General features: G+C 39.2%; 13 protein-coding genes. 1 reads left to right on the forward strand and 12 read right to left on the reverse strand.

The annotated features are described in order from the left end of the window. Positions 1 to 116: 116 nt before the first annotated feature. The 12 genes from KIK00_RS08695 to KIK00_RS08750 form a co-directional block, all read right to left on the reverse strand. Positions 117 to 2,363 carry a TonB-dependent receptor plug domain-containing protein gene (locus tag KIK00_RS08695; protein ID WP_255816169.1) on the reverse strand — a complete coding sequence of 749 codons (2,247 nt, stop codon included), beginning with the start codon at positions 2,361 to 2,363 and terminating at the stop codon, positions 117 to 119. Positions 2,364 to 2,554: 191 nt separating this feature from the next. Next, entirely contained in the window at positions 2,555 to 3,442 is an 888-nt protein-coding gene (locus tag KIK00_RS08700) for an urea transporter (protein ID WP_255816170.1), read from the reverse strand. Between the two features lie 153 nt (positions 3,443 to 3,595). Beyond that, complete coding sequence (locus KIK00_RS08705; RefSeq protein WP_255816171.1) at positions 3,596 to 4,297, reverse strand: hypothetical protein; 702 nt, start codon at positions 4,295 to 4,297, stop codon at positions 3,596 to 3,598. A gap of 34 nt (positions 4,298 to 4,331) precedes the next feature. Then, positions 4,332 to 5,120, reverse strand: coding sequence for an urease accessory protein UreD (locus KIK00_RS08710; protein ID WP_255816172.1), 789 nt, complete (start codon positions 5,118 to 5,120; stop codon positions 4,332 to 4,334). Next, positions 5,121 to 5,759 carry an urease accessory protein UreG gene (gene ureG / locus KIK00_RS08715; protein WP_047094673.1) on the reverse strand — a complete coding sequence of 213 codons (639 nt, stop codon included), beginning with the start codon at positions 5,757 to 5,759 and terminating at the stop codon, positions 5,121 to 5,123. Positions 5,760 to 5,959: 200 nt separating this feature from the next. Then, positions 5,960 to 6,649: an urease accessory protein UreF gene (locus KIK00_RS08720; RefSeq protein WP_255816175.1), complete on the reverse strand. Its 690-nt coding sequence runs from the start codon at positions 6,647 to 6,649 to the stop codon at positions 5,960 to 5,962. A gap of 1 nt (position 6,650) precedes the next feature. Continuing rightward, on the reverse strand, positions 6,651 to 7,160 hold the full coding sequence (ureE, locus tag KIK00_RS08725) for an urease accessory protein UreE (RefSeq protein WP_255816176.1): 510 nt from the start codon (positions 7,158 to 7,160) through the stop codon (positions 6,651 to 6,653). After that, positions 7,150 to 7,797, reverse strand: a complete 648-nt coding sequence (locus KIK00_RS08730; protein ID WP_255816177.1) for a hypothetical protein — start codon at positions 7,795 to 7,797, stop codon at positions 7,150 to 7,152. The genes ureE and KIK00_RS08730 overlap by 11 nt, the downstream gene beginning before the upstream one ends. Before the next feature lie 109 nt (positions 7,798 to 7,906). Further along, positions 7,907 to 9,628, reverse strand: a complete 1,722-nt coding sequence (ureC, locus tag KIK00_RS08735; protein ID WP_255816178.1) for an urease subunit alpha — start codon at positions 9,626 to 9,628, stop codon at positions 7,907 to 7,909. 1 nt (position 9,629) lies between these two features. After that, positions 9,630 to 9,998 (reverse strand): urease subunit beta, encoded by a 369-nt coding sequence (gene ureB, locus KIK00_RS08740; protein WP_047378418.1) that lies wholly within the window; start codon positions 9,996 to 9,998, stop codon positions 9,630 to 9,632. An 11-nt stretch (positions 9,999 to 10,009) separates the two neighbouring features. Then, positions 10,010 to 10,312: an urease subunit gamma gene (gene ureA / locus KIK00_RS08745; protein WP_034697260.1), complete on the reverse strand. Its 303-nt coding sequence runs from the start codon at positions 10,310 to 10,312 to the stop codon at positions 10,010 to 10,012. Positions 10,313 to 10,470: 158 nt separating this feature from the next. Beyond that, the gene (locus KIK00_RS08750) at positions 10,471 to 10,836 is read right to left on the reverse strand and encodes a hypothetical protein (protein WP_255816179.1); all 366 of its coding nucleotides are present in this window, start codon (positions 10,834 to 10,836) and stop codon (positions 10,471 to 10,473) included. Positions 10,837 to 11,243: 407 nt separating this feature from the next. Between KIK00_RS08750 and pruA the strand changes: the two genes are divergently transcribed. Continuing rightward, entirely contained in the window at positions 11,244 to 12,869 is a 1,626-nt protein-coding gene (gene pruA / locus KIK00_RS08755) for an L-glutamate gamma-semialdehyde dehydrogenase (protein WP_149833061.1), read from the forward strand. Positions 12,870 to 13,120 lie beyond the last annotated feature (251 nt).

Raw genomic sequence — 13,120 nt, forward strand, 5'->3', positions numbered from 1 at the left:
GGCAAGCGAAAGAGTGAAAAAGCTAAAGTGTAAATAGTAAAACTCCGAAACATGTAACCCGAAAAAAAATTTACTCTCTCCAACCCTTATACTCTTTCAACTTCTCACTCTCCTATTTAGAACTTATAATACACTCCTACTCTCACTCCAAAAGGGCTTCCCGGAGTATAAGTAAGATCTGTAATAGGCTCTGCTTCTCCTTTTAGCTGAGTTTCTGTTGCAAACTGGGCTTCGTTCCATTTCACATTGAAAAGGTTGTTCAGCTGAACATTCGCTCCCCATTTCTGACGGTTATAGGAAAGCATAAGGTCATTGACAAAGTAAGCTTTGGTTCTGATGCTGTTATCTTCTACAGCCGGTCTTGCCCCGAGATATCTATATTGGACTCCCAAAGAAAAACCATGCAGAAAATCCCAGTTTACCGATCCTGTACTGGTTACTACCGGAGCCAGTGGAACATAGTCCTGTCCTTTCTGTTCTTCGGTAAATCTTGCATGGGAATAATTGATATCTGCATTCAGATAAAAGTTTTCCAAAGGCTGGAAACGAACTCCAAGATCTGCCCCGAAGCGTCTTGATTTTCCGGAAGGCTCTACCACTGCATCATCTCCTACATAGACAAACTCCTGCTGAAGATCCATATACCATAATGCCGGAGTAATAATCAATGATTTGAATGGATGCAACCTCACTCCAAAATCTGCTCCAATAGAGTACGGAAGGGTATTTTCGTTCTTATTGGGAATTACCACTCTCAGGTCATTGGAGTGAAAGCCCATTCCTGTTTTCAGGAACCACATCACATTATCGTTCTGAGCATAAGAAAAATTCAATTTTGGACTCAGTCTTGTTGCTTCTTTTGACTGTCCGGACGGAAGCTGTTCTACGTCCAGCAGATTGTGCATATTAAAAATAAAATGATCCACTCTCAAAGCTGGGTTAATAGTCCACTTTCCGGTTTTCCACACCAACCCTGAGTATGCATGAAGATTGGTTTCCGTTCCTGTCACATCTGATAATCTGTCAAGCAGCATATCTCTGTGATAAACGTGGTTAAGCTGTAGAGTGTTGATATCATCATTTCTTAACCCTATTCCAGAAGTCCAGTTTAAAGAGCTATTGGCCAGGGCAAAAGTTTTGGTATATTTTACCTCGGCACCATAGATATTTCGTCCGTCAGTCTGTTGAATTTCATCTCCATGATCTTTATCTTTTAAATTAAAGGTGAAGTCAGAATACAGATTGAAATTATACTTTGAATAGAAAGCCATGGCATCAATCTGCTCGGAAGGAGAAATAATATGCTTGAAGTTCATCTGAAGATTTGTTCTGGAAGTTTTTCCGCCTTCTGTAGGGTCTATACTTCCCCATCTGCCAATGATTCCTTCGTCTACGGCACGTTCCGGAATCTGTCCGGAAGCATTCCATGAAGAATTGAATGTAGAAAACTGGATGTTGAAATAGTCTTTATCAGTAAGCCATTGATTGTATTTTCCAAAAATATTGACTCTGTTAAAATTCTGTTTTACATCAAAAGGTCCGTCTGTATAGTTGTATTCTGCTGCTATATATGCATTTTTTCGTCCCAGATCATCATGCAGAATATTGAACATTCCTAAGACTCTTTTTGAATTGAATGAACCTCCTTCCAGCTTAATCATACTGTTTTTTAACCCATTATATGTCTGAAAATCTACATATCCTGCAGTGTTAAAGTCTCCACGATCCATGTAATAAGCTCCTTTTCCGAAATCTATATTGTTTACTGTTTCAGGAATCACAAAATGCAGGTCAGAATATCCCTGACCGTGGGCATGAGAAACGATATTCACAGGCATTCCGTCTACGTTCACGCTTACATCGGTACCGTGATCAGCATCAAATCCTCTTAAAAAAAGCTGTTCAGCCTTTCCTCCACCAGCATGCTGTGCAATAAACAGTCCCGGAACTTTTCTCAACAGATCCTGTGCTGAGTTTACCGGAAATTTGTTCAGGTCAACCTTTGTAATGGCTGATAAAAACGAGCTGTGATTGATGGCCACTTCTGAGATCTGAAAAGGCTTATGCTGTAAAAAAATAACTTTATTTTTATCTTCATCATTGGTCACCACCCATTTTACCTCATCATATCCCTGACGACTGATCACAAGGGTATCAGGAAGGGATTTTACAGGAATGGCAAATGTGCCGTCTGTTCCTGTATGGGTATGGCTGTTTCCGTGGTCATATTTTACCAAAGCATCAGCAATGGGAAATTTGTCATCTGCATCTTTTATCAGCAACTGTTTTTCGGCTTCCTGCGCTATCATTCTTCCACTGAATGCCATGACCAGAAATACAGCTGCTATTTTCGTTATTTTCATTTTTTTGTTTAGTTATATTTTAATTTAATATGTATTTTGATTGTAGAAACTGGAGCTATGCCAATAGTGAATTTTGCTTCACAAGTGAATGGTCAATTATCAGGAAAGAACTTTAAATCTTAAACCTTAAACTTTCAACTTCCTTACCCTCTCGCTCTCAAATCCTCCGACTCTCCAACCTATTAAAAACCTTAGCTTTTCACTTTAAGGAATACTTTCTGAATTAAAAGCGTCATCCACGTTCCGGCTACAAATGGGAAAGTAAATACTCCTCCAACGATATCCAGACAATGATTATCGATCAAAAGGTCATCGATAGCAATGGTGATAAGAACGGCAATCAACACCCATAAACCGTCTGTTTTTTTGACTCCTGAAAAAACAATTGCTGAAAGAACTGCGTTAAAACCAAATAATCCCATGTGAATTTCTTTAATAGGTTCTCCATTCAACTGTGATAATCCCGCCCCAAGAATAGATGCGGCCAATCCGTATAAGGCAGCTATCGGAGAACTGATGAAAACAGCAAGAAAAAAAATCATTCCTGAAACAACTCCACCCTGAAATATCACCTCACCGAATCCGTTGGTACAGGCAAGAAAGTCATCATATTCTGTAGGAACAACTTCACTACTCAACATCGCAGAGGGCGGAATGTGGGTAAAATGATGCAAAGCAAAAACCAATACCCATGTAATGATGATGAAAGGAAAAGTAAACACCGGAATTTTCTTCTGTATAAAAAAATGCTGAATAACAGCGGCCAACGCTCCGCCCAACATGATTAAAACCCAGATCAAAACCGTAGTCTCAAAAAGGAAGGATAATGCCACTCCCACAAGAGCCGCACTGAAACCATAAAGTCCAGCGTTGATTTCAGATTTGTCATAATTAAGCTTCATTGCAGTAAAAGTTCCGGCTGCTGTTGAAAGCAATACCGCAACTCCACATTGCCAGCTTCCCATAAAGATTCCTATAAGAAACAAAAGCCCGGTCCATCTGTTTTCCTGAAGCATGATCTGCCCGATTCCTTTTAATATATTGTCTAAAAAGGGTGTTTTTTTGAAAAATTCGTTCATAGTTTTTTTTAATTGTATTTATAATTCAGAGTGATTTTAGATGCTAGTTTTTTGTTGCTAGATACTTGAAGCTGGAAGAAGAACTGAAAAGAGGAGATTTTACCTACAAACTCTCTTACCCTCAAACTCAACCACTAGAACCCCGAAACTCATTTACCATCCAAGAAAGACCATTCCGACACCGCAAACGGTTACCACCGCTCCGCTTACCACGCCCATATATCTTTCCAATTTTTCGGTATTGAATAGTGTTGAATATCCGTAACGTCCCAGAAGTACCATTCCGAGCATTGTCAGCACTGTAGTTATAGTGAAAGAAGTTACCAGTACTGCAATTTCAGACATGGAATGCTTTACTCCTGAATAAAATAATAAAGGAATCAAAGGTTCACTTGGCCCCATCACGAAAATCATGAACAGTACAAGCGGAGTTACTTTTATTCTTTTTTGAGGCATTACGATTTCGCTGTGGTTATGTTCATATACATAAACATCATCACCCATCACATCAAAATGCTTATGCGGCTTGTTTCTGATTGCCTGAATCAGGCCATACACCAGATAAACTCCTCCAAAGATCAACAGGGCCCATCCTGAAAAATTCCCTCTGATATCCTGAAACCAGGAGATCTTATTGAGCTGCCATCCGAGGAAAACCCCAATAAAGCCTAAGATCAGAGAACTGAACACATGTCCAAATCCACAGACAACCGTTAATATAGCTGTTTTCATTCCGCTCCATTTTTTGGATTTTGAGATTACAATGAATGGCAGGTAATGATCCGGCCCTGAAGCTGTATGTATAAAACTTATTGAAACGGCGCTTAAAAGAAGTGCCCAAACTGTACTATCCATTTTTTAATTTATTTTTTTTACCTGAGAGCCTTTTCTATTCTAAAGACCAAAGGATTTCCTGAATATGCAGGAAGAAGTTATACATCACTTCACCTCCATGTCCCAAAGCTCTTACTACAAAACCGTTGTCTTCCATTGCGGAAACTCCTACTTCCATTTCTTCATGATGTTGTGCAGCTGCTTCAACGATCTCTTCAATCAATCCGTTTTTATCTACATTTTCCTTTGTGCTGTAGAAGATCAGAGTTCCCTGATGGGTATACTGTTCCAGATTTCCGATGCTGCTGATCGGGATCATCTCAGGCTGGATCAAAACGTTATCTTTCACCACCAGTTTATTGTTATGATAAATTTCCATGACATTCTGAAAACGCTTCAGTTTAAAAACTTCACCATAATGTTTTCTCCCACAGGTAATGATCTCACTGATGATGATCTGACTGTTTTTCCCGATATGAATATTCGCTTTGCTCTTAAAGTTGGAATCTTCATGGGGAACTATAGGATGAGGAACATAGGCAAAAGAAGTCTCATCTTCCATAGAAACATTGAGCTCCTGAAGTGCCTTGTCCTTCATATTGAACAGCCTCTGATAGGATTGTGACTGCAGCTGAAGAGCAGCTCCTTTTTCAAGGGCAACATCCAAATGGTAATGGTCTCCATCCAGAATTCCCGGAGAGGAGCTCATCACCATCTGATAGAGCTTTTTGTCACTTTTCCGCTGTCCTACAGAAACTACCCTGAAAGGGAGTGAGACATAAAGGTCTTTCACATAGGATTCTCCTCCCTTGAATCCTGCAATAATTTTTAAATGACTATCCATTTATCTTACCAGATTGGGTTCTTCAATTTCCTCTAAAAGAGCATATTTTTTAATCCAACCAATTACTTTGTCCAATCCCTCATCTGTTTTAAGATTTGTGAACACAAAAGGATTTCCTTTTCTCATTCTTCTGGCATCATTTTCCATCACTTCAAGGCTGGCTCCAACGTAAGGGGCAAGGTCAATTTTATTGATGATCAATAAGTCTGATCTTGTAATACCTGGACCTCCTTTTCTGGGGATTTTTTCTCCTTCTGCTACGTCGATGATGAAGATGGTAACATCTGCAAGATCCGGACTGAATGTTGCAGAAAGGTTATCACCTCCACTTTCGATAAGAACCAGTTCTATCTCCGGAAAACGGGCTGCAAGCTCATCTACTGCTTCAAGATTCATACTTGCATCTTCACGAATGGCTGTGTGTGGGCATCCTCCAGTTTCTACCCCAATAATTCTGTCGTGGGGAAGAAGGCTGTTTTTCGCCATAAATTCAGCATCTTCTTTGGTATAAATATCATTCGTGATTACTCCAAGGTCATAAGTCCCGAATAGTTTTCTGCTTAAGCGTTCCAATAATGCAGTTTTTCCTGAACCTACAGGTCCCGCCACTCCTACTTTTATATACTTTCTATTTTCCATTTTTTTTAATTTTAATTGATTTTTTAAACGCGATGGGCATTGTTTTTTATGAATTGATCATATGTAAGGGATGCAAAGGCATTTCATTCGGCTAAGAAGCATTCATATTCATTGAGTCTTGCGCTTCTTCACTTCCTTAGCTTTTCCAATCTTCTTTTATCATTTTGCCCTTCCTCCCTTTTGTCTTTTATTTTTATTTTTTACGACATATAAAGTCTTGAATAAAGCCTTTCATGCTGCATACACCTGATATCAAAAGCGGTATTACAAAGCCCCACCATATCCCTGTCCAGTTCCATGGTTTCCCATACTGTTTTTTCCATTACAGGATACAGGGAAAACAGGATATCCTGCCCGTCCAGCTGCCCAAGAGGAACCAATTTTACAGCATTGGTAATCATTCCCGCCACTGAAGTATAATAGAATCCCAAAAGAGCTTCGTATAAAGGAATTTTCATCAGATAAGCATAAACTCCGAACACAATACAGTAATGGGAATTCGCTTCTTTATTCTGAACTGCTTTTTCAAAAGCCTCCATAAAAGGAAAACGATCTCTCCTTTTGAAGATTTTGATCAGTCTGAGCCCCAATTTCTGGCTGGCCTGGCGGATTTCTTTCGGACATTTTATCGCATTACATTCATTATCAAGAAGTATCAATGCCTCTAAGTCTCCTTTTTCTGCTGCTTTATAAGCCAGTTTTACAAAAGCTCCATCATTGAATTTAAGGTTGTACTGAAGCATATTCTGCACAAATTCTTTTGCGGTTGCCAGATTATGTACAATTCTTTCCTGTACATAGGTTTCAAGCCCGTTAGAATGGGTATAACCACCAATGGGAAGTGTAGGATCTGCAAGATGAAGCAGCCCTGACAGGAAGTTTATATTCATGTTATTCATCTTTTGGGGCAGCCATTTTTAGAATTTTTGTAAAAATTGTGGATCCCAGGCTTCCATGTCCGTGAGGTTCTACATTGGATTTAAGAATATTCAGCAGTTTCACAGATTGTTTTTCCGGCTTGAAGCCACTTGCCTCCAGCCATCTGAACATCGGCATTTCGAAAGGGAGCAGTACCTTATCATTCTGAATGAAAAGAGGAATATGTTTATTCCCAATCTCATAACACACGGTACCCATTTCCAGCAGTGAGGTTGGTGACATCACGATAGCTTCTGTTTCCAGAACATTTACCGCGATTATTTTTTCTGCATCCTCAAAAAGAATATCTCCTTCGCGCAAACGCTGTCCTTCTCTGAGAAATTTGATTGCAACATCAGTTCCCTGTCTGGTTTTTTTACGCTGGATTCTTTTGGTCGTTTCAAACCATTCCAGATCAAGATAGTCTATGGTTTTCTCCGTAGAATTTTCAGAGAGATTGCCTATGATTTGATTAATTATCATTTTTAGATTTTTTTCTGAAGTCTAAGTTTTTGGAAATCCCCACTCCGAATGTTGAACCACTGATTCCTGCTACATAGCTCTTCGTCCAGCCTTCTTCTTTTGTTTTGGTCTGAAGCATGGATAGCTCTGCAAATTTGAATTTCAGTGCCCAGCCTCCTCCTAATAATATCCCAATCAAAGGATAGGCACGAAGACGGAAGCCATTAAAATTCTGCATTGTATCAGCTGCTGTTGAAAGCTGTTGCCCCCAAACATAATGGGCATCTACCTGACCAATCAATACAAAGTATTTTCCCAGCATTAGTGATGGACTATACCAGATACCAGCTTCATTTTGTTTGTATATTACATTATGATCAGCTGTATTCTGCGAGTAAGCATAATTGACCCCGATAAGATCATTGTTATTGATGAAGTACCCTACTCCAAGCGGTGCGCTGGAAACAGTACTGCTGCTGCTTGACGGGGTTGTAATTTTAGAATAGTCTAAGGAACCATAGACCATAAACTGTCCTTTTGGTCCGTCTTCATCGCCTTTCAACCTGTGTCCGCCCAAAAACTGAGCGCTTATATTCGTTGAAAGCATGGACAGTCCGGCTACAGCAAGAGAAAAAACTCTTTTATTTAAATATTTCATTCTAAGCTTAGTTCTATAATTGTTTTACATTGTGTTGGATAAACTTTGATTAAACCTTATAGGTTTTTGAAACCTATAAGGTTGGTATCCATTATTGTTTAAGTTTATCTTAGAACAAGTAATAAAGCTGTGTTAAAGGCAGTGTTTCCGCTGGTTCACAAGTGATGTATTCACCATCTACCGTTACTTTATAGTTTTCAGGATTTACTTCAATTAAAGGAGTTTTATCATTGTGAATAAGATCTTTTTTACCAATATTTCTACAGTTTTTCACCGGAAGAATCATTTTTTCCAGTTTGTAAGAAGCAATGGCTCCGTTGTCAATAGAAATCTGCGAAACAAAGTTGGCACAAGTACCAAACTTAGCTTTTCCGTGTGCTCCGAACATATTTCTGTAAATAATTGGCTGAGGTGTTGGAATGGATGCATTGGGATCTCCCATTTTTGCAGCAATCACAAATCCTCCTTTTACAACCATTTCAGGTTTTACTCCAAATAATGCAGGTTTCCAGATCACTAAATCCGCTAATTTTCCTTCTTCAAGTGATCCTACATATTCTGAAATACCGTGTGCAATAGCTGGATTGATGGTATACTTCGCTACATACCTTTTTGCACGGTAGTTATCATTATCTGTATTCTGATCTTCTTCCAAGGCTCCTCTCTGCTCCTTCATTTTGCTTGCCGTCTGCCATGTTCTTGTGATTACTTCTCCAGGTCTTCCCATCGCCTGAGAATCAGAGCTCATGATGCTGAAAACTCCCATATCATGAAGAATATCTTCTGCTGCAATGGTTTCCGGGCGGATACGTGAATCTGCGAACGCTACATCTTCAGGGATATTTTTGCTCAAATGATGACAAACCATCAGCATATCTAAGTGCTCATCAATCGTATTGACTGTGTAAGGACGCGTAGGGTTTGTAGAAGCGGGCAATACGTTTGGATACATGGCAGCTTTAATGATATCCGGTGCGTGACCTCCACCTGCTCCTTCTGTGTGGAAGGTGTGGATTACTCTTCCGTTGATCGCTCTCATGGTATCTTCAAGGAATCCTCCTTCATTCAGAGTATCGGTGTGGATGGCAACCTGAACGTCATATTTATCAGCTACTTTTAGCGCAGCATCAATCGTTGCAGGAGTTGCTCCCCAGTCTTCATGAATTTTTACTCCTAAAGCCCCTGCTTCTACCTGCTCTTCAATAGGTTCTTCTGCCGAACAGTTTCCTTTTCCGAAGAAACCAAGATTCATTGGATATTCTTCTGCGGCTTCAAGCATTTTCTGCATATTGAATCTTCCCGGAGTAACCGTTGTAGCATTCGTTCCATCGTTTGGACCTGTACCACCACCGATCATTGTAGTGATTCCGCTGTAAAGTGATGTTTCAATCTGCTGAGGGCAGATATAATGAATATGGGTATCAATACCTCCGGCTGTTACGATATATCCTTTTCCACCATGAACTTCAGTTGAAGCCCCAATAATCATATTGGGAGATACACCATCCATCGTATCAGGATTGCCTGCTTTTCCGATTCCTACGATCTTTCCGTCTTTGATCCCGATATCACCTTTTACAATTCCCCAATGGTCTATAATTACAGCACCAGTGATACAAAGGTCCAGAACACCTTCGTCTCTTTTAGCAGTAACATTCTGCCCCATTCCGTCACGTACGGTTTTTCCCCCTCCGAAAACGGCTTCATCACCGTAGTGAGTAAAATCTTTTTCAATTTCAATGATAATTTCAGTGTCTCCCAGTCTGATTTTATCTCCGGCTGTAGGACCTAATATATTGGCGTATTGTTTTCTGTCTACGTGTAAGCTCATCTTAGTGATTTTTAAAGTTTAATTCTTCAACTTTGGCAAGGCTTGCTTTTTTCTGCTCTTCAGAATCTACCTGTCCATCAACAAGGTTGTTGAAGCCCATTGCTTTTTTGGTTCCTCCTATTTCTACCAACTCCACTTCTTTTTCTTCTCCCGGTTCAAAACGTACGGCAGTGCTTGCTACAATATTCAATCTCTTTCCGAAAGCTTTTTCACGATCAAAACTCATGGCTTTATTGACTTCGAAAAAGTGGAAGTGCGAACCTACCTGAATAGGACGGTCTCCCGTGTTTGTTACTTTTATTTTTACAGTTTCTCTGCCTTCATTGCAGATAATTGTACCTTCTTTTACAAAAATTTCTCCTGGTATCATAATCAGTAGTATTAGCGGATTGGGTTGTGGACGGTTACCAACTTAGTTCCATCCGGGAAAGTTGCTTCAATCTGGACATCGTGGATCATTTCTGACACGCCAGGCATTACATCCTCTTTGGTAAGAAGATTAGCGCCTTCCTGCATCAGTTCAGCTACTTTTTTACCGTCTCGTGCTCCTTCAAGCAAAAAGTGGCTGATCAGAGCTATTGATTCAGGATAGTTTAATTTAAGGCCTCTTGCCTTTCTTTTTAGAGCGAGTTCGCCTGCCAGAAATAGCATCAGCTTCTCCGTTTCTCTCGGTGTTAAGTGCATAGTATTTTTATTTAAAATTGGACAAACAATATCCTGTTCACCTTTGTGCAAAGGCAAATAGAAATGTTCAAAAAAGTGTAAAATGGGAAATGATTCTTACGGATCTGTATTGACGTGAATACAAACCATAACAGATCACTAAAAATTTAAAAAAGGGATTAGCAGCCCGCTATCTGCAGGCAATGATACAGAATGTATCTTGGTGCCGTAATATAAGTACGGTTTTGAACGGCCGCAACCGGTGTATTTTGAGAATAACCTGCAAAGAAATAATGCAACCACTGCTGTGCAAGTATTGAATAATCAAATTTTACTTTCTCCCAGTCATTGGAATCCTGTACATCCTGCACATCTGAAAAACTGTAGATCTCAGGCTGAGTCTGCTGATCGGATTTCTGCTGAAGATGATTAATTTTTGAGATAATATCAGAGTATGATTGAGTTTTCCCTTTATGTGCAAAAAGACCTGCACACAATGCTGAGAAAAATAAGACAAAAGAGAAAAATAGGACTCTTTTTTTCATACCTGTTAATAATGGTGTAAAATTAGAACAATCTTAAAACCTTGGCTATCAAAAAAATTATTTAAAATGTTCAAAATCGCAACAAATACAATTTTATATAATTTTAACATTTGATGATAAAACCCTTATTCATAACACTTAAGTATTGCTTATGAACTATGACAAATATTTTATTGTCCCTATTCCTATAATTCTGATTATTCGCTTTATCTTTTCCTTCTATTTAAAATATCGAATAAATACATCTACTATTCTCAATACGACATGTTAAAAATCCTTTATTCATTAACGATTACTTAATAATAAGCTTTATTCCATAAAAACAGACGGTATTTTTTTCTTTCCTTATAATTATCGTAAATTTGTATACACATCTTATTTAATTTAATAAAATAATAAAACGTAATATGTCAAAAGCAATTTCGCAAGTACCATTAGCGGTAAATGAGCCGGTAAATTCTTATGAACCAGGATCTCCAGAAGTTAAAAGCCTTATCGACACTTATAAAAAAATGTGGGCTGAAAAGGTAGAAGTTCCAATGATCATCAATGGAAAAGAAGTGAAAACTGATACAAAAGTACAGCTTCAGTCTCCACAGGATCATGCTCATGACTTCGGTTTCTACTACCAGGGTGGTATGCAGCATGTGGATGACGCTATCAACGCGGCATTGGCAGCTAAACAGGAATGGAATGAACTAGGCTGGGAACAGCGTGCAGCAATTTTCTTAAAGGCAGCTGATCTTTTGGCTGGTCCTTACAGAGATGTGATCAACGCTGCAACAATGATCGGGCAGTCTAAAAACGTACACCAGGCTGAAATTGATGCGGCTTGTGAGTTCATTGACTTCTTAAGATTCAACGTAGAATTCATGACAGAAATGTATGCTGAGCAGCCTGTTTCTGACAATGGAATCTGGAACCGTGTTGAGTACAGACCATTAGAAGGATTCTGCTTTGCAGTAACTCCGTTCAACTTTACAGCAATTTCCGGAAACCTGCCTACTTGTATGGCAATGTTAGGAAACGTAGTGGTTTGGAAGCCGTCTGACAAGCAGGTATATTCTGCAAAAGTAATCATGGATGTATTAACAGAAGCAGGTCTTCCTGCAGGTGTTATCAACATGATCTTTACAGATGGAAAAGAAACTGCTGAAAAAGTATTGGCACACCGTGATTTTGCTGGTCTTCACTTCACAGGTTCTACGAAAGTATTCCAGGGAATGTGGAAAATGATTGGTGACAACATCCACAACTACAGAACATATCCAAGAATCGTTGGCGAAACAGGTGGTAAAGATTTTGTAATTGCTCACCCATCTGCTAACGTAGAAGCTGTAGCTACTGCATTAGTAAGAGGGGCCTTCGAATATCAGGGACAAAAATGTTCTGCTGCTTCAAGAGCTTATGTACCTAAGTCTCTTTGGGCTGACGTGAAAAAAGTAATGGAAACTCAGATGAATTCTATCAAAGTAGGTTCTCCAGAAGATACTTCAAACTTTGTAAACGCAGTAATTGACAAAAATTCTTTCGAAAAATGTAAAGGATATATTGACAGAGCTAATGCTTCAGGTGAAGCTACTGTTGCAATCGGTGGAAAATATGATGACTCTAAAGGATGGTTCGTACACCCAACAGTTATTGAAACTACAAATCCTCACTACGAAAGCATGGTAGAAGAGATCTTCGGCCCAATCTTATCAATCTACGTATATGAAGATCAGGACTGGAAAGAAACTCTTAAGCTTGTAGATTCTACTTCTCCTTATTCATTAACAGGTTCTGTATTCTCACAAGACCGTTACGCAATCAATGAGGCTTACAAAGCGTTAGAAAATGCTTCAGGTAACTTCTACATCAATGATAAGCCAACGGGTGCTGTAGTAGGACAACAGCCTTTCGGTGGTGGTAGAGCTTCAGGAACAAATGATAAAGCAGGTTCTAAAATGAATCTTCTAAGATGGGTTTCTGTAAGAAGCGTAAAAGAAACGTTTGTTTCTCCAAAAAACTACAAATATCCATATCTAGGATAAGAAATAATGAATAATAGGCAATAAGTAATTGTTGCCCGTTCTTTAAATACAGCCTCGGAATTTCGGTTTCGGGGCTTTTTTGTGGTGAGAAGCGGGGTGCGAGGTTTGGGATTCGGAGATTCAGAGTTCAAGGTTTAAGGTTTAAGGTTTAAAGTTTAAAGTTACTGGTATCCATAAATACACTTTTACTCCTTCGATACTCAATACTCTCCCCTAAACTCTAACCCTCCTACTCTCCCACACTCTAACTT

It is taken from the genome of Chryseobacterium sp. MA9, assembly GCF_024399315.1.
GTDB lineage: Bacteria > Bacteroidota > Bacteroidia > Flavobacteriales > Weeksellaceae > Chryseobacterium.